The sequence below is a fragment of the Telluria sp. ZB4P34 genome (assembly GCF_059686055.1).
This window is the reverse complement of sequence record NZ_JCASIF010000001.1, coordinates 81,979-104,870: the sequence shown is the minus strand read 5'-3', so window position 1 is coordinate 104,870 and position 22,892 is coordinate 81,979. Positions and strand designations below refer to the sequence as shown.

The following is a 22,892-nucleotide window of genomic DNA, read 5'->3' as shown; positions in this document are numbered from 1 at the left end:
CTGACCCGGATGGCGTGGCTGGTCGAGGAACTGAATCGCCACATCTACAACTACCACGTCCTCGACGCCCCGACCATTCCCGACGCCGAGTACGACCGCCTGTTCAAGGAATTGCAGGACCTGGAGAGCGCCCATCCGCAGGCGGCCAGCCAGGACTCGCCGACCTCGCGCGTCGGCGCGGCGCCGATCCCCGAGTTCAGGCAGGTGGCGCACTCGGTGCCGATGCTGTCGCTGAACAACGGTTTCTTCGATGAAGACGTCGAACACTTCGACCGCCGCGTGCGCGACGGGCTGGAGGCGAAGCAGGTCGCCTATTCAAGCGAGCTGAAGTTCGATGGCCTGGCGATCAGCCTGCGCTACGAGGACGGCGTGTTCGTGCAGGCCGCCACCCGCGGCGACGGTTACACGGGCGAGGACGTCAGCGCCAACATCCGCACCGTGAAGGTGATCCCGCTGCGCCTGCATGGGCCGGACGTGCCGGCCGTACTCGAAGTGCGCGGCGAAGTCCTGATGTTCAAGGAAGACTTCAAGCGCCTGAACGCGCGCCAGCGCGAGCTTGGGCAGAAGGAATTCGCCAATCCACGCAACGCGGCCGCGGGCAGCCTGCGCCAGCTCGACGCGCGCATCACGGCCCAGCGCAAGCTGCGCTTCTTCGCCTACGGCATCGGACGCCTGGAAGGCGCCGCACTGCCGGAAACGCATTCCGGCGTACTCGACTGGTTCGACCGGCTCGGCCTGCCGGTCTCGAAAGAACGCGCCGTCGTCGCCGGCTGCGCGGGCCTGCTCGGCTATTACCGCAGCATCGGCGAGCGCCGTGCGAGCCTGCCCTACGAAATCGACGGCGTGGTGTACAAGGTCGACCGCGTGGCCGACCAGGCCCAGCTCGGCTTCGTATCGCGCGCGCCGCGCTTCGCGCTGGCCCACAAGTTCCCGGCAGAGGAAGCCCTGACGCAAGTGGCCGCGATCGAGGTGCAGGTCGGCCGCACCGGCGCCATCACGCCGGTGGCGCGCCTGCAGCCGGTGTCGGTGGGCGGGGTGACCGTCACCAACGCCACCTTGCACAACGAGGATGAAGTCCTGCGCAAGGACGTGCGCGTGGGCGACACCGTGATCGTGCGCCGGGCCGGCGACGTGATTCCCGAAGTGCTGGCTGTGGTGCTGGAGCGCCGCCCGAGCCCGGAGCCGGCGCGCTACAAGCTGCCGGAAACCTGCCCGGTGTGCGGCTCGCACGTGGTGCGCGAGGAAGGCGAGGCGGTCGCGCGCTGCACCGGCGGCCTGGCCTGCGCCGCGCAGCGCAAGGAAGCGATCCGCCATTTCGCCGGCCGCCGCATGATGGACATCGAAGGCCTGGGCGACCGCTACATCGACAGCCTGGTCGAGTGCAGCCTGGTCCACGGCGTGGCCGACCTGTACAAGCTCACGCTCGACGACCTGCTCGCCATGAAGCGCATGGCTGACGAGCGCGACGGCTCTACTCCGGAAACCGTAAGGCAGGGGAAGGTCGCCACCAAGTGGGCCGATAACCTGCTTGCTGCGATCGAGGCCAGCAAGACGCCGCCGCTCGAGCGCCTGCTGTTTGCGCTCGGCATCCGCCACGTGGGCGAATCCACCGCGAAGACCCTGGCCGACTGGCTCGGGCGCTTCGAACTGGTGCGCCAGGCCCCCGCCGCGCTGCTGCGCGTGCTGCCGGATATCGGGGGCACCGTGGCCGAGGCGATTGCCGAGTTCTTCGCGGAAGAAAAGAACCAGCGCGAGATCGATGCCTTGCTCGCGGCCGGCGTGGCGCCGCAGGGCGAGCACCCGCCGAAGGCGCAGCTGCGCGAGAAGCTGGAAGAAGTGAAACTGCTGGCGGCGCTCGGCATTCCCAAGCTGAGCGAGCCGCGGGCACGCCAGCTGCTCGGCGCCGGACAGACGCTGGAGTCGCTCGCGCACCTGAACGTGTTTACCGTGTTCGGCCTGCCGGCCAACGTCGCCGCTGCGCTGGAAGCCTGGATGGCGGCCCCCGGCAAGCGCGAGGAACTGGCTGCGCTGGCGCGGCTGCGCGCCGAACTGCTGGCCCAGCTGCCACAGGAAGCGGCCGCGGAAGGACGCTTCGCCGGCAAGACCTTCGTGCTGACCGGCACGCTGCCGACCATGAGCCGCGAGGCCGCCGGCGCCCTGATCGAGGAGGCGGGCGGCAAGGTGTCCGGCTCGGTCTCGAAGAAGACCTCGTACGTGGTGGCGGGTCTTGATGCCGGCAGCAAGCTGGCCAAGGCGGAAGAACTCGGTGTCGCCATCCTTGACGAAGCGGGCCTGCTGGCCCTGCTCAATTCCTGAAAGAAGAAGAACATGACCCTGATTCGCAAGGCAGTCTTTCCCGTCGCCGGCCTCGGCAGCCGCTTCCTTCCCGCCACCAAGGCGCAGCCGAAGGAAATGCTGCCGATCGTCGACAAGCCGCTGATCCAGTATGCCGTCGAGGAGGCGGTGGCGGCCGGCATCACCGAGCTGGTATTCATTACGGGCCGCAACAAGCGTGCGATCGAAGACCATTTCGACAAGGCCTACGAGCTGGAATCCGAGCTGGAGGCGGCCGGCAAGCACGCGCTGCTGGAGACGGTGCGCGGCGTTATCCCGAAGAACGTCAACTGCATCTACATCCGCCAGTCGGCCCCGCTGGGCCTGGGCCATGCGGTACTGTGCGCCCGCCCGGTGATCGGCAACGAGCCCTTCGCGGTGCTGCTGGCGGACGACTTCATGGATACCGACGGCGGCACGAAACCGGTGCTGGCGCAAATGACCGACCTGTATGCCTATGAGCGTTCGAGCATCCTGGCCGTGCAGGACGTGCCGCGCGAGAATACCCGCCAGTACGGCATCGTCAGCGCTTCGCCTTATCGTCCCGACCTGGAGCTGGTGTCCGGCATCGTCGAGAAGCCGGCGCCGGAAGTGGCGCCGTCCACGCTGGCGGTGGTCGGCCGCTATGTGCTGTCGGGCTCGATCTTCGGCTATCTCGAGACCCTCGGCAAGGGCGCGGGCGGCGAGATCCAGCTCACCGACGGGATCGCCGCGCTGATGCAGGCCGAGCGCGTGCTGGCTTACCGCTACCACGGCCGGCGCTACGACTGCGGTTCCAAGCTCGGCTACCTGCAGGCCACCGCCGCCATGGGCCTGAAGCATCCGGAGACCGCCGCGGGCTTCCGCGCCAGCCTGGCCGCGCTGCTGCAACAGGGCGCTTGACCATGGCCGTCCGCGAGATCCTGCGCATGGGCGATCCGCGCCTGCTGCGCGTGGCCGACAAGGTCGAGGACTTCGACACGCCCGAACTGCACGCCCTGGTCGCCGACATGTTCGAGACCATGCAAGCCGTGAACGGGGCGGGCCTGGCCGCGCCGCAAATTGGCGTCAACCTGCAACTGGTGATCTATGGCTTCGCGAACAACGCGCGCTATCCGGATGCGCCGCCGGTGCCGGAGACCGTGCTGATCAATCCGGAGCTCACACCACTGTCGGACCACATGGAAGAGGGCTTCGAGGGCTGCCTGTCGGTGCCCGGCCTGCGCGGCAGCGTGCCGCGCCATACGGCGCTGCACTACGAAGGCTTCGACCAGTTCGGCAAGCGCATCGTGCGCGACGCCGAGGGCTTCCATGCGCGCGTGGTGCAGCACGAGGTGGACCACCTGTTCGGCATCCTGTACCCGATGCGCATCCGCGACTTGTCGCGCTTCGGCTTCACCGAAGTGATGTTTCCCCATCTCGATCCGAAGGCCGACGACTGATGCGTCTTGTTTATCTTCCGCTGCTGCTGGCCTGCTCGGCGCCACTGGCACAGGCCCAGTTCCAGGGCGGGCCGCTGTTCACGAAAATCGATGCCGCCCCGAGCAGCGAATTCTGGCTCGACACCGGCTTTGCCACTGCCCACTTCGACAGCGACAAGGACCTGAACGGGGCCAATAAGGGTCTTGGCGCGGAGTACCGCTTCAACGGCGCCACGGCCGCCATCGCCGGCCGCTTCCACAACAGCGACCGGCGCTGGTCGAACTATGCGGGGGTGATCTGGCAGCCATACGCGCTGGGACCTGTGCGGGTGGGACTGGCGGTGGCGGCATTCAACGGCTACCCGAACATGCGCGACGGCGGCTGGTTTCCGGCGGCGATTCCGACGCTGACGTATGAGTACCAGCGGGTCGGGGTCAACGTCGGGATCATTCCGACTTACAAGGACCGCCTGTACGGAGGGGTGTCGTTCCAGCTCAAGTTCAGGCTCTTGTAGGGCAGGCGGCGAGGCCTCTTCAGGACTCCTTCGGATACGGCGACTTTCCGCCCTCCGCAATGAAGGCATCGATCCGCTGCTGCAGCACCGGCAGCGGCACCGACCCCAGTTGCAGCACGGTGTCGTGGAAGTTGCGGATGTCGAACTTCGGCCCCAGCGCCTTTTCCGCGCGCGCCCGCGCTTCCTGGATCGCCATCTGTCCCAGGTAGTAGGACAGCGCCTGCCCTGGCCAGGAAATGTAGCGGTCCACTTCGGTCTCGACTTCGTGCTTCGCCAGCGCCGTGTTCTCCATCAGGTAGGCCTGCGCCTGCTCGCGGGTCCAGCCTTTCGCGTGGATCCCGGTGTCGACCACCAGGCGCGAGGCGCGCCAGGCCTGGTAGCTGAGCATGCCGAAGTGCTCGTACGGCGTCTCGTAGATGCCCATTTCCACGCCCAGGCGCTCTGCGTACAGGGCCCAGCCTTCGCCGAAGGCAGAGATGTAGGCGCGGCGGAAGTTCGGCACGTTCTTCTGTTCCATCGCGACCGGCATCTGGAAGGCGTGGCCCGGGGCCGATTCGTGCAGGGTCAGGGCCGGCAGGCTGTACAGTGCGCGCGCGGGCAGGTTGTAGGTGTTGACCCAGTAGGCGCCCGGCCCGCCGCGGCCGGCCGTGTAGAACGGCGCCTGGTCGTCCGGCACCGGAATGATCGCGAAGCGGCGGCGCGGGAGGTAGCCGAAATACTGGTCGGCCTTGGCGTCGAATTTCTTCGACGTCCAGGCCGCGTGCATCAGGAGTTCCTTCGGCGTCTTCGCGTAGAACTGCGGATCGGTGCGCAGGAAGGCCAGGAAGGCCAGCAGGTCGCCCTTGAAATCGGCCTTCTTCATGGTGTCGAGCATTTCGGCGCGGATCTTCGCCATCTCGGCCAGGCCAATGGCGTGGATCTGCTCTGCGGTGAGGTTCGTGGTGGTGAATTCGACGATCTTCGACTGGTAGTAGGCCTTGCCGCCTGGCATGCTCTCGGCGGCCAGCGTGGTGCGCGCCTTCGGCACGTACTCGTTGCGGAAGAAGGCCAGTACCTTCGCATAGGCCGGCTGCACCGCATCGCGGATCAGGCTTGCCGCCTGGCTGCGCAACGCTTCCTGTTCGGCTGCCGGCACCGCCGCCGGGAAATTCTTGAAGGGCGTATAGAACACGGTCTCCTGCGGCGTCTTCGCGTCCGCGACCGAGGCCAGTGCGACGTCGCGGCCGGTCAAGGTCACCTGCGGCGGCGTGAAGCCGCGCGCCAGGCCGGCGCGCATGTTCGCGGTCTCCTGCACGAAATAGTCTGGCAGCGCGGCAAGCTGCTTCAGGTAATTGCGGTAATCCTCGACCGTCTTGAACGGACGCCGGGCAGCGAAAGTGACGTCGGTCCAGAATGCGCTGTCGGCGTTGACCGGCTGCTCGTACTCGCGGAAGCGCTGGGCGTCGAGCAGCGCGGCGATCTGGGCCCGGTACACGGCGAAGTTTACCCGCTCGGCCGGGGACAGGTTCGCCGGCCCGATGCCGTCGAGCTCTCTCAGGATGCCTTCCCAGTAGACGCGGCGCGCCTCCTGCGCCGGCGCATCCACGCGCGCCAGCGCGGCGCTGACGCCGCGCTCGTCGTCGGCCCGGGCGAGGCGTTCCGTGACGCGCCATTTCCACTCTTTCGTGTAGATTGTCTTGAAGCGCGCATCGGCGCCTGGCGCGGCGCCGGCAGGGGTGCTCGCAAGACTCAGCACGACACACGCCGTCATCGCGACGGCCCGCAGATTTTTTTTCATGGCTATCCCGTAATTGGCGAGCAAGCTTGCTCGGCGATATGCATCTTAGCGGGTAAGTGCCGAATTGACACGAGTAAAAATGTTTCTGAAAGTTCGTTGGCGAAATACACAGCTTGCCGATTCGACACGCTATAATTCCCTCTGCTACGGGGCCGATTACCCGCGCCCGCGTCCGGTGACTCGCGCCAGTCACGGAGAACAACATCACCAGCGGCAATCATTGTTCAATGACGAAGATATGACGAATAGTAAGGGCGCGCAGGAATTCACCGCTGGACGCGGCGATCCCTTGCAAGCCTGGCGGCACATCGCAAGCAAGCTCTCCCCATTGATTGGCGAGAGCGGCTTTTGCGCCTTGTTCGGCCGCGCAGTGCACGTCATCGGGCCCGACCATGCATGGCTGGCCCCGCACCAGTCCTGCCGCTCGCCCGAACAGCTGTTCAGCACGCTCGCGGAGCGCATGTTGCATGCCGACCCAGAGCGCGCCGCCTTGGCCAACGCCGCATTGCTGCGCACTTTCACCCAGCTTCTCGCCTCACTCATCGGCGAGAGGCTGACGCAGCAGTTGCTGGCGTCGGTCACGGCCCCTGCCCATACGGCGGCAGAACAGCAGAACGCACAGGAGCAGAAATAAATGAGCGACAAAGTAAGCTTAGGGAAATTGGCTACGGGTATACCGGGGCTCGATATTCTCCTGGGCGGTGGCTTGAACGAGTATTCGTTCAACCTGATCACCGGAGCTCCCGGTTGCGGCAAGACCACGATGGCCCACCAGATGATGTTCGCCCTGGCCAGCCAGGAGCGTCGCGCGCTGTTCTTCACCGTGCTGGGCGAACCGCCCCTGAAGATGCTGCGCTACCAGCAGCAGTATGGGTTCTTCGACATGGCGAAGGTCGGCACCTGCATTCGCTATGTAAACCTGGCCAGCGACCTGCGCGCCGGCGACTTCAGCGGCGTACTGGAACGTATTACGAAGGAAGTCGAGGACTTCGGCCCAAGCATGGTCTTCGTGGATTCCTTCCGGTCGGTCATCCAGACGGCCCGCAACGGCAACGAAGGGACGAGCGACCTGCAGCACTTCGTGCAGGAGCTCGGCACTCGCATGACGAGCTGGATGGCGACCACCTTCCTCATCGGCGAGTACCAGCACAACGACATCGAAGCCAACCCCATCATGACGGTGGCAGACGGCATGATCGCGCTCAGCCAGCAGCACGAGCGGCACGCCGTGGTGCGCAAGATCCGCATCGTCAAGATGCGTGGGCAGGCCCACATGGCCGGCACGCACACCTTCCGGATCACCGGGGACGGCCTGCGCATCTATCCGCGCCTGTTGCCGCCGCTGGCGGAGGACCGCACGGCCGGCGCAGCGCCCGACCTCAGTCCAGCGCGCATCCCGACCGGCACGCCCGGGCTGGACGAGCTGCTGCACGGGGGGCTGCCGCAGGGACACTCGCTGCTGGTCATCGGCCCGACCGGCTGCGGCAAGACCATCATGGGAACGCGCTTCCTGCAGGAAGGCTGCGCTCAGGACGAGCACGGCATCCTGATGTGTTTCGAGAAAGGCACGGCGCGGCTGCGCAATGCCGAGCTTGCCTCCCTGACGCAGGCGGGCCGGGTCACGGTGGTCGAAAGCCGGATGATCGACTTGACGATGGATGAGCTGGAAGACGAGCTGCTGACCGCCATCGACCGCACCGGTGCGCGCCGCGTGGTCATCGACTCGCTGTCCGAGGTGACCCTCTACCTGGCGCCCGAATGCGCGCGCGACCTGCGCGAAGGCGTGTTCCGCATGCTGACCAGCCTGGCCAAGCGCGGGGTGTCGGTGCTGGTGACGGTAGGGCTCGACGAGCGTGTGAGCAACATGAACTACGCGCGCCCGGATATGGCCTACATTACCGATGCCATCATCGGCATGCGCTACGCCGAAGTCGACGGCCAGGTGCGCAGGTATATCGGCGTGGTCAAGGTGCGCGGCAGCAGCCACAGCACCGATATTCGTGAATACAGGATCACCGGCGAGGGCCTCGAGCTCGATCCCATCGCGGCGCCGGTCAATGGTGTACTGTTCGGCGGCACCGAGCGCGTGAACAACGGCGAATAGGGTGCCATGAATGGGAATGTATGACGAATCAAGTGCCGGCTCCGAACAACGCTCCCTGATGGGCAACGAAAGCAGCCACGATCCCGCCCTCGGCGGGCTGCAGCGCGAACAGCAACTGCAGCGCCGGATCGCCGTGCTCGAAGCCGAGCTGTCGCATGCCCGCATCCTGGCGCGCGAGCGCGAGCGCCTCGAAGGGCAGATCGAGCAGCTGCGCGAAGCTAACGAACACCTGGTGATGGCAGCCGTCAGCGCGCAGTCGCTGCGCGACCTGGCCGAAGCCACGAACCGGCGACAGACCGAGTTCCTCGCCATGCTGGCGCACGAGCTGCGCAACCCGCTGGCGCCGCTGAGCATGTCGGCCAGCCTGCTGCAGAGCCTGGGCGGCAGCTCGGGCCAGCTGGCCCATGTGGCCGGGGTGGTGCGGCGCCAGGTGGACCAGATGGCGCACCTGCTCGACGACCTGCTCGACGCGGCCCGCATCAGCAGCGGCAAGATCACCCTGTCGGTGCGCCCGCTGGCGCTGGGCGGCGCGATCGACCAGGCCATCGAAACGGTGGCGCCCCGTATCCGCGAGCGTGGCCAGTCCCTCGCGGTCGAGCTGCCTGAGGAGCAGATCGTCATCGAAGGCGACCCGGTGCGCCTCACCCAGGTGTTCTCCAACCTGCTCGGCAATGCGTCCAAGTACACGGGCCAGGGAGGACGCATCGTGCTGCGCGCCTGGCGTGCGGCGACCGACGTCGTGGTGCAAGTCATCGACAACGGATCCGGGATCGCGCCCGAGATGCTGCCCCAGGTCTTCGACCTGTTCATGCAGGGGCCGCGTTCGCTGGCCCGCTCCGAAGGGGGGCTCGGCATCGGCCTGAACGTGGTGCGCAACCTGGTCGGCATGCATGGCGGGACAGTGTCCGCCGAGAGCGACGGGGAAGGGCAGGGAAGCTGCTTCACGGTGCGCCTGCCCTTGTCGGCGGCGGCCGCGCCGGTCACCGAAATCTCGTCCGGGCCGAGTGCCGCGGAAGGAGCCTGCCGGATCCTGCTCATCGAAGACAACGTCGACGCCTGCGACACCTTGCGCACGCTGCTGGAGCTGGCCGGGCACGAGGTGGCGGTGGCCTACGACGGCCGCGCTGGACTCGACGCCGCCCAGGCGCGTCCCCATGACATCGTCATCTGCGACATCGGCCTGCCCGGCATGGACGGCCTCGCGCTCATGTCGCAGCTGCGCCAGGCGCAGGCCGAGGGTGGTCCGTTCACCATCGCGCTGTCCGGCTACGGCCAGAGCGAGGACCGGGAGCGCGCCCTGAACGCGGGTTTCGACCGCTACCTGGTCAAGCCGGTGGCGCCGGACCTCCTGCTTGGCATGGTGGGCGAAGCCCGCGAGATCCGGCAGGCCTGAACCGCATCCCTCAGGGACGCAGCAGGGGCGCCATGCGCGCGAGCGCTTCCTGGATGCGTTCCAGCCGGGTGGCATACGAAAAGCGTACGTGCCGGCGCGGCGCCGCGAAACCGAAGTCGTCTCCCGGCACGATCGCCACGTGCGCGTCGCGCAGCAGCGACCAGGCGAACGCCGTGCTGTCGCCGCTGTCGCGGTGCGCCAGCGCAGAAATATCCGCATATACGTAGAAGGCGCCGTCCGGCATCACCGGCACCCCGAAACCGAGTTCGCGCAGGGCCGGAACGAGCAGGTCGCGGCGGCGCTGGAACTCGCGGCGGCGCTCCTCGTAGATGCCGAGGGCCTCGGGCGTGAAGCAGGCCAGCGCGGCCTGCTGGGCCACCGTCGGCGCACAGATGAACAGGTTCTGCGCCAGCTTCTCGAAGGTCGGCACCAGCGCGTCGGGCACCACCAGCCAGCCCAGGCGCCAGCCGGTCATGCTGAAGTATTTCGAGAAGCTGTTGACGGTGATGACGTCCGGATCGAGCGCCAGTGCGCTGACGGGCTGGTGGTCGTACGACAGGCCCTGGTAGATCTCGTCGATGATGGCGAAGCCGCCGCGGGCGCGCACGGCGCCGAGCATGTCATTCAACTGCGCCGGGGTCATCGAGGTGCCGGTCGGGTTCGAGGGCGAGGCCACCAGCACGCCGCGCGAGCGCGGGCCCCAGTGGGCCTCCACGTGGGCGCCGCTCAGCTGGTAGCGGTCATTGCTCGACGCCGGAATGAGCACCGGCTTGCCGCCGAAGGCGGAGACGAAGTGCCGGTTGCAGGGGTAGCAGGGGTCGGGCATCAGGACCTCGTCGCCGTCCGCCACCAGGGCCGCGCAGGCCAGCAGCAGGCCGGCCGAGGCGCCGGCGGTGACGACGATGCGGCGCGGATCGATGTCGAGGCCATGCACGGCAGCGTAGTGGCCGGCAATCGCGTCGCGCAGTTCGCGCAGGCCGAGCGAATCGGTGTACTGGGTGCTGCCCGCCTTGATGGCTTCCATCGCGGCGTGGGCGACGATGTCGGGGGCGGTGAAATCGGGCTCGCCGACGCTCATGCCAATGACGTCGGCGCCGCTGCGCTTCATGTCGCCTGCGGCTTTCACCATCTCCATGACGCGGAAGGGTTCGATGGCGTGGACGCGCTGGGCGACCCGCAGGGCGCGCTGGGCCTGGTTTTCGGAAGGAGTGGAGGTAGTCATGCCGGAATCCGTCAAATCTGATCCGCCATGATAGCGTAGGGTGGTCGGCTCTGCCGACCGCGCGTCCAAACTACCTATGCATCGATGCGATGCGACTGCACGCCCGTCTGCCGAACGCGCGGTCGGCGAAGCCGACCACCCTACGATCGTTTGGCAAGCAAATTCACTGATGCGCGTGGTGCGTCGCCGTCAGCCTGCGCATCAGCGGCAGCGCCGCCAGCGCAATCAGCGTGCAGGCGATCGCCGCCACCCCCAGCTTGTTGAACAGGCTGGTGTAGACCGGCAGCGTTTCCACCGCACTGGTCATGCCCTCCGGCACCGCGGCAAGGTTCGCCACCACGCCGCCCAGGTATTGCGAAATGCCGACGCCGACGTAGTAGGCCCCCATCATGAAGCCGCCCATGCGCGCCGGCACGTAGCGGGCGATCATGGCCAGCCCGAGGCCGCTCACCAGCAGTTCGCCCGGCGAATACAGGCCGTAGCCGGCGATCATGATCCACGACGAGGTGAGCCCGTCCACGGCGAAGGCGCCGGCCACGCCGTAGGTGAAGAAGCCGGCCGCCACCACCGCGAAGCCGAGCGCGAACTTGGCCGCGATCGACAGGTCCTTGCCGCTGTTGCCGGCGCGGGTATAGATCCAGGCCAGCACCGGGCTCAGGACCATGATCCAGATCGCGTTCAGCGCCTGGAACTGGGCCGGCGACCAGGTCCACAGGTGGGCGCCGAGCACACTGAACTCGAGATCGACGTTACGCAGCGCGAACAGCGACAGCGAGGTCGACATCTGCTGGTAGAAGATGAAGAAGAACACCGTCTGCAGCGTCAGCACCAGGGCGGCGATCAGGCCCGCGCGGTCGCTCGGCTGGCTGGTGCGGATCAGGTGGACAAAGATCCCCAGCACCACGAAGCCGGCCACGTACACGAAGGCGCGCGCGACGTCGCGGTATTCGAGGATGACCGCCGATGCGGCCACCGCCACGACGCCGCCGGCCAGCACCGCCAGCAGCTTGCCCATCTCGAGCGGCCGGGCATCCGGCGGTGATCCGATATGGGCGATGGTCTTGCGCAGCACGCCGACGGTCAACAGGCCGATGCACAGGCCGACGCTGCACACGGCGAAGGCCACATGCCAGCCGAAGTTGTTGCCGTAGGTGGCGTTGATGGTGTCCTTGATCCAGGGCGTGGCCAGCATCGAGAAGGTCGAGCCGACGTTCACTGCCATGTAGTACATGGTGAAGGCGCTGTCCATCCTGGAGTTGTCGCCCTCGTAGATCTTGCGTACCAGGTTGGCGGTGTTCGGCTTGAACAGGCCGTTGCCGACCACGATCACGCCCAGGGCCGAGAACGTCATCCAGGTGTTCGTGGTGGGCACCGCCATCAGCGCGTAGCCGAGGGTGAGGATCAGGGCGCCGAGGATCATGCAGCGGCGCGTGCCGAGCACCTGGTCGCCGATCCAGCCGCCGATGGCCGGTGCCACGTAGATCAGGGCGGCGGCGGCGCCCCACACCAGGTTGGCGCGGCTGTCCTCGAAGCCGAGGCGCTGCACCATGAAATACACGATCAGCGCCTGCATGCCGTAGTAGCCGAAGCGCTCCCACAGTTCGATCAGGGCCACCGTGAGGAAGGACCGGGTCTGGCTCACGGAGGGATGTTCGTTCTTCATCTGTCTCCTTGTTCTAGCTGGTCGCACGGCGCGCGTGCCCGCGTGCGGTGAACCGGGGCGATGCTACGCGAGCAGCATGCAAGATGCAATCTTGACAGTGCTTGGTGTCAGTGAGATAACATGGCGCTTTGGCCGGACGCAGGCGTGCGCGGCCCACTACGATCGAGGTGTATGCATGAAGCGTCTTCCCCTCCTGCTCTGGGCCATCCTGGGCGCAGCGTCGGCCGCCCCGGCCACGCCGACCGTGCCCGCGCTCAGGGCGCCGGTGGCGGACCATCACCAGCTCGTCTATAGCCCCGCGGCGGCGGCCTTCCTGTCTTCGGCGGCGGTGCTGCGGCCAGTGTCGGCGCGCGACCTGATCCCGCAGCTCGACGCGGCCGGCATCGAACGCGCCGCGCTGCTGTCGGTGGCCTACGCCTACGGACAGCCGGAGCGCGCGCGCGAGGACGAGCACGCGGAAGCCACGGAACACGTGCGCGAACACGTGCGCGAACACGTACGCGAATACGTGCGGGTGCGCGCCGAGAACGACTGGGCCGCGCGCCAGGCCGCGGAATACCCCGAGCGCCTGGTGGCCCTGTGCAGCGTCGACCCGCTGAGGGACTATGCGCTGGCCGAACTGGCCCGCTGCGCGGCCAGCCCGGGGTTCGGACGCGGCATCCGGCTGCAGCCCTCCAGCGGTGGCATCGGTGCGGACGACCCGGAACAGCTGGAGCGCCTGCGCCGTGTGTTCCGCTCGGCCAATGCACGCGGCATGGCGATCGTGCTGCAGTTGCACGAAACCGGCACGCGCGAGGCGCGTTTGCTGGTCGAGCAGCTGCTGCCGCACGCGCCCGACGTGCCGGTGCAGGTGGACTATGCCGGTGCATCCGACGCCGCGCCGCAGCTGGCAGCGCTGGCCGTGCTGGCCGATGCGGCGGCGCGCCGCGATCCACGTGTGCGCCACGTGTGGGTGGACGTGACGGCCTTTGCGCGGCCCGGCCTGTCGGCGCCCGATGCGCGCCGGCTGGTGCGCCGGCTGCGCCAGGTCGGCATGGAGCGGGTGCTCTACGGTTCCGACGCCGCGATCGGCGCGGCAATCCGTCCGCGCGAGGCCTGGACCGCCTTCCGCAGCCTGCCGCTCACCGAGGCCGAGACGGCGCGCGTGGCGAACAACGTAATGCCTTATTTGCGCTGAGCTGCGCTGACCCCCTTCCCGGGATTGTCCCGAGACGGCACCCGCCTGCTGCGGGTTTCAGCGCCGCTATGTGCGCGCGCTAACCGAAGGCCGCGCTCGCTTGCCTACACTGGCCCAACACATGGACGGCGAGGGGGTGGCGAGGATGACGCGGACGACGACGGAAGTTGCGATACTCGGGGGTGGGCTGGCAGGGCTGGCATGCGCGGTCGCGCTGGCGGATCACGGCATCGCCGTGACGGTGGTCGAACGCGCCGACGGGCTGGGCGGACGGGCGCGCTGCTGGCGCGAGCCGGTGACGGGCGACGTGGTCGACATCGGGCCGCACATCTTCCATTCCGAATACCACAACATGCTGGCGCTGCTCGATCGCCTCGGCAGCAAGGACCTGATCTGCTGGCAGCCCGGCAAGGTCCTCACGATCGCCAGCAAGCCCAGGCCCACCGTCCTGCGCCATTGGCCGCTGCCGGCGCCCCTCAGCCTCATGCCGAGCATCCTCGGCGCGCCGGGGCTGAACATGCACGACTACCTTTCGATGGCGCCGACCGGCTGGCGCGGCATGCGCTTCGGCGAGGAACGGGTGGCGGAGCTCGACCGCATCTCGGGCCTCGACTTCTTCCGCTCGCAGGGCATCAGCGAGGCCATGATCGACTGGTGGTGGCGCTTCGCCTCGATGGTGGTCACCAATGTACCGCTCGAGCGCGTGTCGGCGGCTTCCTTGATGCGCATCCATGCTCAACTGAGCGGCTACCGCGGCCTGCATTTCGGCTTCGCCAGGGTCGGGCTGGGAGAGTTGTATACCCGGCAGGCCGTGCGCGTGATCGAGCGGGCCGGTGGCCGAGTGCTCAAGGGCAGGGGCGTGGCTTACCTGGCAGGCCGTGAGCGTGTCGACGGGGTCGTGCTGTCGGACGGCAGCGGGATCGCCGCGCGCCATGTCGTGTCCGCGCTGCCGCCGCAGGACCTGGCCTCGGTGCTGCCGGCCGCCTGGCGCGCCAGAGCACCCTTCGACGTGTTGCCGCGCTTCGAGCCGAGCCCGTATATCTGCTGCTACCTCTGGTTCGACCGCGACATCAAGGCCGAACGCTTCGCCACCCACCTCTGGTCCCCTGGCCGGCTGAACTACGACTTCTATGACCTGTCGCAGATTCGCAAAGGCTGGCCCGGCCGCCCGACGGTCATCGCCAGCAATATCATCTACAGCCACCGGGCCCACCACCTGAGCGACGCCGAGATCGTGCGCCGCACCGTAGCAGAACTGGCCGAGATGGCGCCGCGCGCAGCCCGCGCGCGGCTGGTGCACGCCGACGTGCACCGGATACCGATGGCGATTCCTTGCCCGACAGTCGGCTTCGAGAGCATGCGTCCGCCCGCGCGCTCGCCGCTGCCGGGCCTGACCCTGGCCGGAGACTGGATCCGCACCCACATGCCCTGTACGATGGAAGGGGCGGCCAAGTCCGGCTTCATGGCGGCCGAAGCCGTGCTGGCCGAACGCGGCGTGCGCGCCCGGCTGGCGATCGACGCCCGCATGTACGACGACCTGGCTGGCATGGCGCGCATGACCGTCCCCGGCCGGACGATCCCGTAAGTTTGCCTCCGGCGCCGAAGATTTTATGTAACTTTATTACATAGCACTTTTTCCACGGCCGGAATTCTGTCATGCTCTCGCTTGTCCCATTGACAATCGAGACCATGACCAAAACGACGATCGCCCGGCTGGTGCTGTGCCTGTTCACGGCCGCCCCCGCCTTCAGCCCGCTTGCCCTTGCCCAGAACGCCGACCGCCAGCTGCAGGGAGTCACCCGTAACCAGAACACGCTGGAGTTGCGCACCAGCGATGGCCGCTACCTGATCAAGCCGTATTCGGCGCAGGTCGTCGAAACCACCTTCATCCCGAACGGCCAGCAGCACGAGCCGGCTTCGCACGCCGTGGTGCTGGCCCCGGGCGACGTGGCGACGACGCTGAAGGAAGAGGGCAGGCGCATCGAATTCGCCACCCCGGGCATCACGGTGGTGGTCGACAGGCAGCCGTTCCGGATCAGCTACCTCTACAAGGGCAAGCCGCTGGTGGCGGAGAAGGGCGGTTATGCCCGCAGCAGCAGTCACGAGAGCATCGAATTCGCGCTGGACGAAGGCGAGGCGCTGTACGGCGCCGGTGCGCGCGCGGTAGGCATGAACCGCCGCGGCAACCGCTTCCGCCTCTACAACCGCGCCGACTACGGCTACGGCAAGACGTCCCAGTTGTTGAATTACACGATTCCGGTGGCGCTGTCGTCGAAGAAGTACGCAATCCACTTCGACAACCCGCAAGTCGGCTACCTCGACTTCGACAGCAGCAAGGACGGCAGCCTGCGCTACGAAGTGATCGGGGGCCCCAAGACCTACCAGGTGGTGGCTGGCGACAGCTGGGCCGACGTGATGGCGAACTATACGGGCCTGACCGGCCGCCAGCCGCTGCCCCCGCGCTGGGCCTTCGGCAACTTCGCCAGCCGCTTCGGCTACAAGACCGAGGCGCAGACCCGCGCCGTGGTCGACAAGTTCGCCGAGGAGAAAATTCCGCTCGACGCCGTGGTGCTCGACCTGTTCTGGTTCGGCAAGACGGTCAAGGACACCATGGGCAATCTGGCCTGGGACCGCGACAGCTTCCCGCATGCCGAACAGATGATGGCCGACTTCCGCAAGAAGGGCGTGAAGACCATCGTCATCACCGAGCCCTTCGTGCTGACGACATCGACGCGCTGGCAGGAAGCGGTGCAGCAGAAGGCGCTCGCGACCGACGCGGCGGGCAAGCCTGCCACCTACGACTTCTATTTCGGTAACACCGGCATCATCGACCTCTACCGTCCAGAAGGCCGCGACTGGTTCTGGAACATCTACAAGGACCTCAAGAAGGGCGGCGTGGCCGGCTGGTGGGGCGACCTGGGCGAGCCGGAGGTGCATCCGGCCTGGGTGCAGCATGGTCCGGACGGCGCCAAGCGCGGCGCCGACCAGGTTCACAACATCTACGGCCACGACTGGGCGCGCCTGATCGCGGAAGGCTACCGCAAGGATTTCCCGAACGAACGCCCGTTCATCCTGATGCGGGCCGGTTACTCGGGTTCGCAGCGCTTCGGCATGATTCCCTGGTCGGGCGACGTCAGCCGCGGCTGGGGCGGTTTGCAGTCGCAGGTGGAGATCTCGCTCCAGATGGGCATGCAGGGCCTGGCCTACATGCACTCGGACCTGGGCGGTTTCGCCGGCCCGGTGCTGGACGACGAGCTGTACGTGCGCTGGCTGCAATACGGCGTGTTCCAGCCGGTGTTCCGCCCGCACGCCCAGGACGACGTGGCGCCGGAACCGGTGTTCCGCTCCGAGCGCACCAAGGTGCTGGCGCGCGAAGCGGTGTGGCTGCGCTACGCCATGCTGCCGTATAACTACACGATGGCCTTCGACAACAGCCAGACCGGCATGCCGCTGATGCGGCCGGTGCTGTTCGAGGACGACGGGGCGACCACCCTGGCCACGACTTACCTGTGGGGCCGCGACCTGCTGGTGTCCCCGGTAGTGGAGCCTGGTGCGACCCGCCAGGAAGTGCACTTCCCGGTCAAGGACAGCATCTGGTTCGACTTCCACACGGGCGAGAAGCACCACGGCGGCATCAATGAGGTAGTAAAACCGGTCGAGGCAAGCATTCCGGTGTACGTGCGCGCCGGCGCGTTCATCCCGATGGCGAAGGTGGTGCAGACCACGCGCGACTACGCGACGCGCCAGATCGACCTGCACTACTACCATGACGCCACAGTCAGCAGCGGCGAAGGCAAGATGTACGATGACGACGGCGAAACCCCGGATGCCTACGCGAAGGGCAAGTACGAGATCGTGCGCTTCGCCAGCAAGTTCGCTGCCAACGGCGACGGTGGCAGGCTCGAGGTGCGCCTGCAGACCGAAACCGGCAGGGCGCAAGCGCCGGCCGAACGCGGCTTCGCGCTGAAGGTGCACAACCTGCAGCGTCAGCCGCGCGCCGTGACGATCGACGGCCGCGCCGCGCAATTCAGCTGGAACGGCAGGCAGAAACTGCTCGAAGTGCCGGTGGCGGCGCGCAGGCAGCCATCGAGCACGGTGGCGATCACGATGTAAGCCGCCGGGGGCCGCTGGCGTACGGCGGCCCCTTGCGAAACGCGCTAGATTGGGGCCTTCGATCAATGGAGGCCCCAATGGCCGGTTTTGCTCCCATCCCGTATCAGGCCTCGTTCGAGGTGGTCCGCAAGGACGAAACCGACGCTATCGAGACGCTCCAGAACGCCTTCGCCGGCACGGTCAGCGAGGTGGCGCAGAAGCGGGGCCATGCCTACCGCGCCGTGCATGCCAAGGGCCATGCCATCCTGCGCGGCAGCCTTGAAGTGTCCGGCGGCCTGGAGACCTGCTTCGCCCAGGGCCTGTTCGCCGCTCCCGGCAGCTACGAAGTCCTGCTGCGCTGGTCGTCGCCGCCCGTCGAGCCGCTCCCGGACGGCATCTCGACCCCGCGTGCGGTCGCGTTCAAGGTGCTGGGCGTGCCGGGCGAACGGCTGGACGCGTCGCGCCCCGGCCGCTCGCAGGACTTCCTGATGGTGAACGCGCCCGCCTTCGCGCTTGCCGATCCGCAGCGCCTGCTGCCGGCCACGCCGCTGCTGGCGGCCAGCACCGATCGCTTCGAGGCCGGCAAGAAGGCCTTCTCGGCCGTGATGCGTACGGTGGAAGGGGCAATCGAGGCGCTGGGCGGCATGAGCGTCAAGCTCAAGGGTATCGGCGGCGAACCCCAGCGCCACCCGCTCGGCGAAACCTACTACACCCAGACACCCTTCCTGTACGGCCCGTACATGGCCAAGTTCGCACTGGCGCCCGTGTCGCCTTCGCTATTGGCGTTGGCCGGCGCCCCGCTCGACAATGGCGACGACGCCCAACGCGCGGCGCTGGCGGCGCACTTCGCGCAGGAGGGCGGCGAATGGGAGCTGCGCGTGCAGCTGTGCACGGACCTGGAACGGATGCCGATCGAAGACGCAGCGGCCGAATGGCCGGAAGCGCTCAGCCCCTACGTGCCGGTGGCGCGCCTGAAGGTCGCGCCCCAGCCCAGCTGGGATGCGGCCGCGTCGCCTCGGCTCGAGGACGCGATCGCCTTCGATCCGTGGAACTGCGTGGCGGCGCACCGGCCGCTCGGGGGCATCAACCGCGCGCGGCGCCAGGTCATGGCCGTGTCGCGGGAGCTGCGATCGCGCCTGAACCGCTGTCCGATCCATGAGCCGGCCGCGGCGCGTTCAACGGGCGACGATCAGCCTTAGCCCCAGGCCCACGAAGATCGCGCCGGCCAGCCGGTCGAGCCACATCCCTGCGCGCGGCGTGCGGTTCAGCCACTGGCCGATCGTGCCGGAAAAATATCCGAGCAGGCCGAACAGCAACGCCGCCTGCAGCGTGAAGGTGAGGCCAAGCCAGGCTATCTGCCAGTTCGCATCGCCACGCGAGGCGACCACGAACTGCGGCAGGAAGGTCAGGAAGAACAGCACCACCTTGGGATTGATGGCATTGGCCAACAGGCCCTTGAGGAACAGCTGGCGCGCCGACTCGTCCGGCACACTGCCGGCCACTTGCGCGCCGCCGCGGCTGCGCAGCGCGCCAATGCCCATCCAGATCAGGTACAGGCCGCCCGCAAGCTTGAGCGCCGTGAACGCCGCCGGCGACGCGGCGATGAGGGCGCTGACGCCGATCGCGGCCAGCAGGGTGTGGTTCAGGCAGCCCAGTGCGCAGCCGAGGCCGAAGGCAATGCCGCGCGCCCGGCCCTTGGCGATGCCCACGCCCAGCACCATCATGTTGTCGGGGCCGGGCGAGAGGGTGATCAGGATGGCGGCGGTGAGGAAGCCGAGGAATTGTTCGGGCGTGAGCATGGCAGTGCGGGTCGTTGGCAGGGCAACATCTTAACGCAAGGCATGGCATAAGAAGGGTTTCGTAGGGTGGCCGGCTCCGCCGACCGCGCGTCCAGCTCCGGCATGCGATCCAACGACGCGTGCGACAGTCGAACGCGCGGGCTAGGCGCCCCCGTCGCAAGCCGACCACTCTACGCCGTGACCACCGCTCCCATGTCCAGCTCGACCCAGGTCGGCGCGTGGTCGCTCGGCTTCTCCTTCGCGCGCTGGAATTTGTCGACGCCGGCGGCGCGCAGGGCCGGCGCCAGGGCTGGACTGAGCAGCAGGTGGTCGATGCGAATGCCCGCGTCGCGCCCGAAGGCATCGCGGAAGTAATCCCAGAAGGTGTAGATGACCTGGTCCGGATACATGGTGCGCAGCGAGTCGGTCCAGCCCTGCGCCATGAGGCGCTCGAAGGCGGCGCGCGATTCGGGCCGGAACAGCGCGTCGTTGACCCAGCGCTCTGGCTTGTACGCGTCGAGTTCGGTCGGCATCACGTTGAAGTCGCCGCACATGAGGACCGGGACCTGCGCCGCCATCAGCTCGGCGCCGCGTGCGATCAGGCGCTCGAACCAGGCCAGTTTGTAGTCGAACTTCGGGCCGGGCGCGGGGTTCCCGTTCGGCAGGTACAGGCCGCAGACGAGGATGCCCTGGTAGGCCGCCTCGATGTAGCGGCTCTGTTCATCAAGCGGGTCGCCCGGCAGGCCGCGCTGCAGCTCCTGCGCCGGGCCGTCGCGGGTGAGGATGGCGACGCCGTTCCAGCTCTTCTGGCCATGCCAGATCGCGTGGTAGCCGGCATCCAGGATCGCCGCCTCCGGGAATTTCTCCTGCGGGGCCTTCAGCTCCTGCAGGCAGACGACGTCCGGCTTGCGTTCCTCGAGGTATTCCAGCAGGGCGCCGAGGCGGGCGCCGATTCCATTGACGTTGTAGGTAACGACCAGCATCCTGTCTCCGTGTGGGTCCGTGAGTTGCTTGCTACTTTAGCATGGGTGCCCGGCCGGGGTCCGGTACGGGAGGTGGCGTAAGAATTTCTTAGCGCTTATAGTCGAGAACACATTTTCTTATGGCTAATTGATCGTTCGGCCATGCAAGACCATGCCGTATACTGCGGCGATCGCATTGTTGCAGTCTGGAGAAGAACATGTTTACCCGCCGTCACATCCTCATCGGCACGCTCGCCCTGGCCGCCAGCGTGCTCGCCAACGCCGCGCAGGCCGACCAGCTCGCGGACATCAGGAAGAAAGGCGAGATCGTGTTCGGCGTGCTGGGCACCGACGAGCCGAACAGCTTCATCGATCCGAAGACCCGCCAGCTGGTGGGCTACGAGATCGACATCGCCACCGCAGTGGCCAGGAAGATCGGGGTCAAGCCCGTGTTCAAGCAAATGTCGGTCTCGAGCCGCATCCCCGAGCTGCAGCAGGGCCGGGTCGACGTGCTGGCCGCCACGCTCACCCACAACAAGGAACGCGAGTCGCAGGTGGACTTCGCGCTGACCCACTTCGTCACCGGTTCGAAGGTGATGGTGCGCACCGGTAGCGGCGTCACCGCGCTGCCGCAGCTGGCCGGCAAGAAGGTCGTCACCGTGCGCGGCGGGACCCAGGAATCGAACATCCGCAAGGCCGTACCGAGCGCCGAAGTCGTGACCTTCGAGAACACCCAGCAGGCTTTCCAGGCCCTGCGCCAGGGCAAGGGCATCGCTTACGTGAACGACGAATCCTCGCTGCTGGCCGACTACGGCAAGCTGGGACCGGCCGCGAAAGGCTTCGCGATCCTGCCGACCAGCATCGGCATCGAGTCGATCGCCCTCGGCCTGCGCAAGGGCGAGAAGACCCTGAAGGCGGTGGTCGACGAGACCCTGCGCGGCCTGGAAGCGAGCGGCGAGGCCGAGAAGCTGTTCAACAAGTGGTACGGCCCGGGTACCCGCGCCAACATCGCCAGGCGCACATTCAAGATCAGCACCGACAAGATCTGAGTCTGGGCTTTGCAGTTCTTCGATCCCGGTATCCTGCAATCCGGCCAGTACCATGACTGGCTGGTGCAGGGACTCATCCTGTCGCTCCAGCTGACGGCGGCCAGTTTCGTCGTCGCCCTGCCTTTCGGCGCACTGCTCGCCCTGATGCGCAGCTCCGGCTTTGGACCGCTGCGCGGCGTCGGCGCCACCATCGTGGAAGGCATCCGCAATGTGCCGCTGCTGGCGCACCTGCTGTTCTGGTACTTCGCGTTTCCCGAACTGCTGCCCGAGGGCGCACGCGAACTCCTGTACGCAAACAACCCGGAAGCCGTGTGCGCCGTGATCGCACTGGCGCTGTACAGCGGCGTGCACATGGCCGAAGACATCCGCAGCGGCATTCGCGCCGTGCCGGCAAGCCAGCTGGAGGCCGCGCGCTCGCTCGGTCTCGGCCGCTTCGCCAGCGTGCGCCTGGTGTTGCTGCCGCAGGCCCTGCGTGCGGCGACTCCGCCGCTGCTGTCGCAGACCGTCAATCTATGGAAGGACACCAGCGTGGCCACCGTGATCGGCGCCGCCGAACTGATGTACCAGGCCGCGCGTGTGGAGACCAGCAGCTTTCGCAGCGTGGAAGCCTTCAGCTTCGCGACCCTGGCCTACCTGACGGTATCGCTCCTGATCTCCCTGGCCGCCTGGCTGTTCCAGCGGCGCTATCCGGTCCGCCCGGCGTAAACGGAGGCGACCGACCATGCTCCATTCGATCCTCGAACTCATCGATACCTACTGGCTGTATTTCCTTGTCGGCCAGTACCCGGAGGGCCCGCTGGGCGGCCTGGCGCTGACCGTGCTGCTGTCGTTTGGGGCGCTGCTGCTGGCAATGCCGCTCGGCCTGTTGCTGGGCGTGGCGCGCGTGAGCAGCCGGCGCGCCATCCGCTGGCCGGTCGCCACCCTGGTGCAGCTGGTGCGCGCCGTGCCGCTGCTGCTGGTGGTGTTCTGGGTCTACTTCTTCCTGCCGGCCGTCACCGGCGTCAAGACCGGGCAGGCGACCACCATGCTGATGGTGCTGGTGCTGTTCGACGGCATCTACCTTGCCGAGATCGTGGCGGCGGGCCTGCGCGCGCTGCCCAAGGGCCAGCTGGAGAGCGCACGCTCGCTCGGCCTGTCCTATCCGCAGGCGCTGCGCCTGGTGGTGCTGCCGCAGACGTTGCGCCATGGCCTGCCCTCGATCGTCAGCCAGCTGGTCTCGACCATCAAGGCGACCTCGCTGGGCTACATCATCGGCCTGTCGGAAGTCTCGTTCATCGCGACCCAGGTGAACACCCTGGTGTTCACCCAGGCGGTCGAGGTCTACCTGATCCTGGCGCTGAGTTATTTCATCCTGTGCTTCGGCCTGTCCCGGCTGGCCTTCCGGCTGGAGCGGCGCACGGGAACCCAATCTGCAGGGAGGTGAACG

General features: G+C 67.3%; 19 protein-coding genes. 14 read left to right on the top strand and 5 right to left on the bottom strand.

Going from position 1 to position 22,892, the window contains the following annotated elements; genetic code table 11:
* Window positions 1–9: 9 nt before the first annotated feature.
* Genes ligA through AC56KL_RS00450 form a run of 4 tightly spaced genes read left to right on the top strand, consistent with a single transcriptional unit; the run spans window position 10 to window position 4,249 of the window.
* Window positions 10–2,316 carry an NAD-dependent DNA ligase LigA gene (ligA, locus tag AC56KL_RS00465; RefSeq protein ID WP_497178933.1) on the top strand — a complete coding sequence of 769 codons (2,307 nt, stop codon included), beginning with the start codon at window positions 10–12 and terminating at the stop codon, window positions 2,314–2,316.
* 12 nt (window positions 2,317–2,328) lie between these two features.
* Window positions 2,329–3,216: a UTP--glucose-1-phosphate uridylyltransferase GalU gene (gene galU, locus AC56KL_RS00460; protein ID WP_497178193.1), complete on the top strand. Its 888-nt coding sequence runs from the start codon at window positions 2,329–2,331 to the stop codon at window positions 3,214–3,216.
* A gap of 2 nt (window positions 3,217–3,218) precedes the next feature.
* Window positions 3,219–3,755: a peptide deformylase gene (gene def / locus AC56KL_RS00455; protein WP_497178932.1), complete on the top strand. Its 537-nt coding sequence runs from the start codon at window positions 3,219–3,221 to the stop codon at window positions 3,753–3,755.
* Entirely contained in the window at window positions 3,755–4,249 is a 495-nt protein-coding gene (locus tag AC56KL_RS00450; RefSeq protein ID WP_497178192.1) for a hypothetical protein, read from the top strand. The genes def and AC56KL_RS00450 overlap by 1 nt, the downstream gene beginning before the upstream one ends.
* A 19-nt stretch (window positions 4,250–4,268) precedes the next feature.
* On the opposite strand, the gene AC56KL_RS00445 is transcribed toward AC56KL_RS00450, so the two are convergent.
* Complete coding sequence (locus AC56KL_RS00445; RefSeq protein WP_497178191.1) at window positions 4,269–6,026, bottom strand: DUF885 domain-containing protein; 1,758 nt, start codon at window positions 6,024–6,026, stop codon at window positions 4,269–4,271.
* 79 nt (window positions 6,027–6,105) lie between these two features.
* On the opposite strand from AC56KL_RS00445, the gene AC56KL_RS00440 reads away from it, so the two are divergent.
* From AC56KL_RS00440 to AC56KL_RS00430, 3 genes are read left to right on the top strand one after another with little or no spacing between them, the layout of a single operon-like run.
* Entirely contained in the window at window positions 6,106–6,660 is a 555-nt protein-coding gene (locus AC56KL_RS00440; protein WP_497178190.1) for a hypothetical protein, read from the top strand.
* A complete protein-coding gene (locus AC56KL_RS00435) occupies window positions 6,661–8,130 on the top strand; it encodes an ATPase domain-containing protein (protein ID WP_497178189.1) in 1,470 nt (489 codons plus the stop codon).
* Between the two features lie 58 nt (window positions 8,131–8,188).
* On the top strand, window positions 8,189–9,523 hold the full coding sequence (locus AC56KL_RS00430; RefSeq protein ID WP_497178188.1) for a hybrid sensor histidine kinase/response regulator: 1,335 nt from the start codon (window positions 8,189–8,191) through the stop codon (window positions 9,521–9,523).
* A 10-nt stretch (window positions 9,524–9,533) separates the two neighbouring features.
* Here the strand turns inward: AC56KL_RS00430 and AC56KL_RS00425 are convergent, their stop codons facing one another.
* Together AC56KL_RS00425 and AC56KL_RS00420 are read right to left on the bottom strand one after the other, a co-directional pair.
* Window positions 9,534–10,745 carry a pyridoxal phosphate-dependent aminotransferase gene (locus tag AC56KL_RS00425; RefSeq protein WP_497178187.1) on the bottom strand — a complete coding sequence of 404 codons (1,212 nt, stop codon included), beginning with the start codon at window positions 10,743–10,745 and terminating at the stop codon, window positions 9,534–9,536.
* Window positions 10,746–10,908: 163 nt separating this feature from the next.
* The gene (locus AC56KL_RS00420) at window positions 10,909–12,408 is read right to left on the bottom strand and encodes a peptide MFS transporter (RefSeq protein ID WP_497178186.1); all 1,500 of its coding nucleotides are present in this window, start codon (window positions 12,406–12,408) and stop codon (window positions 10,909–10,911) included.
* A gap of 175 nt (window positions 12,409–12,583) precedes the next feature.
* Between AC56KL_RS00420 and AC56KL_RS00415 the strand changes: the two genes are divergently transcribed.
* From AC56KL_RS00415 to AC56KL_RS00400, 4 genes are all read left to right on the top strand, one after another.
* Window positions 12,584–13,585: an amidohydrolase family protein gene (locus AC56KL_RS00415; protein WP_497178185.1), complete on the top strand. Its 1,002-nt coding sequence runs from the start codon at window positions 12,584–12,586 to the stop codon at window positions 13,583–13,585.
* Between the two features lie 145 nt (window positions 13,586–13,730).
* Window positions 13,731–15,170 (top strand): hydroxysqualene dehydroxylase, encoded by a 1,440-nt coding sequence (locus tag AC56KL_RS00410; protein WP_497178184.1) that lies wholly within the window; start codon window positions 13,731–13,733, stop codon window positions 15,168–15,170.
* A 104-nt stretch (window positions 15,171–15,274) separates the two neighbouring features.
* Window positions 15,275–17,698 (top strand): glycoside hydrolase family 31 protein, encoded by a 2,424-nt coding sequence (locus tag AC56KL_RS00405; protein WP_497178183.1) that lies wholly within the window; start codon window positions 15,275–15,277, stop codon window positions 17,696–17,698.
* 77 nt (window positions 17,699–17,775) lie between these two features.
* Entirely contained in the window at window positions 17,776–18,876 is a 1,101-nt protein-coding gene (locus AC56KL_RS00400) for a catalase family protein (RefSeq protein WP_497178182.1), read from the top strand.
* On the opposite strand, the gene AC56KL_RS00395 is transcribed toward AC56KL_RS00400, so the two are convergent.
* Entirely contained in the window at window positions 18,853–19,476 is a 624-nt protein-coding gene (locus tag AC56KL_RS00395; protein ID WP_497178181.1) for a LysE family translocator, read from the bottom strand. The genes AC56KL_RS00400 and AC56KL_RS00395 overlap by 24 nt on opposite strands.
* Before the next feature lie 170 nt (window positions 19,477–19,646).
* The gene (gene xth, locus AC56KL_RS00390) at window positions 19,647–20,438 is read right to left on the bottom strand and encodes an exodeoxyribonuclease III (RefSeq protein WP_497178180.1); all 792 of its coding nucleotides are present in this window, start codon (window positions 20,436–20,438) and stop codon (window positions 19,647–19,649) included.
* 197 nt (window positions 20,439–20,635) lie between these two features.
* On the opposite strand from xth, the gene AC56KL_RS00385 reads away from it, so the two are divergent.
* From AC56KL_RS00385 to AC56KL_RS00375, 3 genes are read left to right on the top strand one after another with little or no spacing between them, the layout of a single operon-like run.
* Entirely contained in the window at window positions 20,636–21,466 is an 831-nt protein-coding gene (locus AC56KL_RS00385; RefSeq protein ID WP_497178179.1) for an ABC transporter substrate-binding protein, read from the top strand.
* 9 nt (window positions 21,467–21,475) lie between these two features.
* Window positions 21,476–22,171 carry an amino acid ABC transporter permease gene (locus AC56KL_RS00380; RefSeq protein ID WP_497178178.1) on the top strand — a complete coding sequence of 232 codons (696 nt, stop codon included), beginning with the start codon at window positions 21,476–21,478 and terminating at the stop codon, window positions 22,169–22,171.
* Window positions 22,172–22,199: 28 nt separating this feature from the next.
* On the top strand, window positions 22,200–22,889 hold the full coding sequence (locus AC56KL_RS00375) for an amino acid ABC transporter permease (RefSeq protein WP_497178931.1): 690 nt from the start codon (window positions 22,200–22,202) through the stop codon (window positions 22,887–22,889).
* The last annotated feature ends 3 nt before the right edge of the window (window positions 22,890–22,892 follow it).

What these genes read in the sequence shown, in the direction of transcription:
- galU (WP_497178193.1), top strand. Translation starts at nt 2,329, where the DNA reads ATGACCCTGATTCGCAAGGCAGTCTTTCCCGTCGCCGGCCTCGGCAGC.
- AC56KL_RS00385 (WP_497178179.1), top strand. Translation starts at nt 20,636, where the DNA reads ATGTTTACCCGCCGTCACATCCTCATCGGCACGCTCGCCCTGGCCGCC.
- AC56KL_RS00395 (WP_497178181.1), bottom strand. Translation starts at nt 19,476, where the DNA reads ATGCTCACGCCCGAACAATTCCTCGGCTTCCTCACCGCCGCCATCCTG.
- AC56KL_RS00430 (WP_497178188.1), top strand. Translation starts at nt 8,189, where the DNA reads ATGGGCAACGAAAGCAGCCACGATCCCGCCCTCGGCGGGCTGCAGCGC.
- AC56KL_RS00415 (WP_497178185.1), top strand. Translation starts at nt 12,584, where the DNA reads ATGAAGCGTCTTCCCCTCCTGCTCTGGGCCATCCTGGGCGCAGCGTCG.
- AC56KL_RS00435 (WP_497178189.1), top strand. Translation starts at nt 6,661, where the DNA reads ATGAGCGACAAAGTAAGCTTAGGGAAATTGGCTACGGGTATACCGGGG.
- def (WP_497178932.1), top strand. Translation starts at nt 3,219, where the DNA reads ATGGCCGTCCGCGAGATCCTGCGCATGGGCGATCCGCGCCTGCTGCGC.
- AC56KL_RS00425 (WP_497178187.1), bottom strand. Translation starts at nt 10,745, where the DNA reads ATGACTACCTCCACTCCTTCCGAAAACCAGGCCCAGCGCGCCCTGCGG.
- AC56KL_RS00445 (WP_497178191.1), bottom strand. Translation starts at nt 6,026, where the DNA reads ATGAAAAAAAATCTGCGGGCCGTCGCGATGACGGCGTGTGTCGTGCTG.
- AC56KL_RS00410 (WP_497178184.1), top strand. Translation starts at nt 13,731, where the DNA reads ATGACGCGGACGACGACGGAAGTTGCGATACTCGGGGGTGGGCTGGCA.
- AC56KL_RS00420 (WP_497178186.1), bottom strand. Translation starts at nt 12,408, where the DNA reads ATGAAGAACGAACATCCCTCCGTGAGCCAGACCCGGTCCTTCCTCACG.
- AC56KL_RS00405 (WP_497178183.1), top strand. Translation starts at nt 15,275, where the DNA reads ATGACCAAAACGACGATCGCCCGGCTGGTGCTGTGCCTGTTCACGGCC.
- AC56KL_RS00440 (WP_497178190.1), top strand. Translation starts at nt 6,106, where the DNA reads ATGTTTCTGAAAGTTCGTTGGCGAAATACACAGCTTGCCGATTCGACA.
- AC56KL_RS00400 (WP_497178182.1), top strand. Translation starts at nt 17,776, where the DNA reads ATGGCCGGTTTTGCTCCCATCCCGTATCAGGCCTCGTTCGAGGTGGTC.
- AC56KL_RS00450 (WP_497178192.1), top strand. Translation starts at nt 3,755, where the DNA reads ATGCGTCTTGTTTATCTTCCGCTGCTGCTGGCCTGCTCGGCGCCACTG.
- xth (WP_497178180.1), bottom strand. Translation starts at nt 20,438, where the DNA reads ATGCTGGTCGTTACCTACAACGTCAATGGAATCGGCGCCCGCCTCGGC.
- ligA (WP_497178933.1), top strand. Translation starts at nt 10, where the DNA reads ATGGCGTGGCTGGTCGAGGAACTGAATCGCCACATCTACAACTACCAC.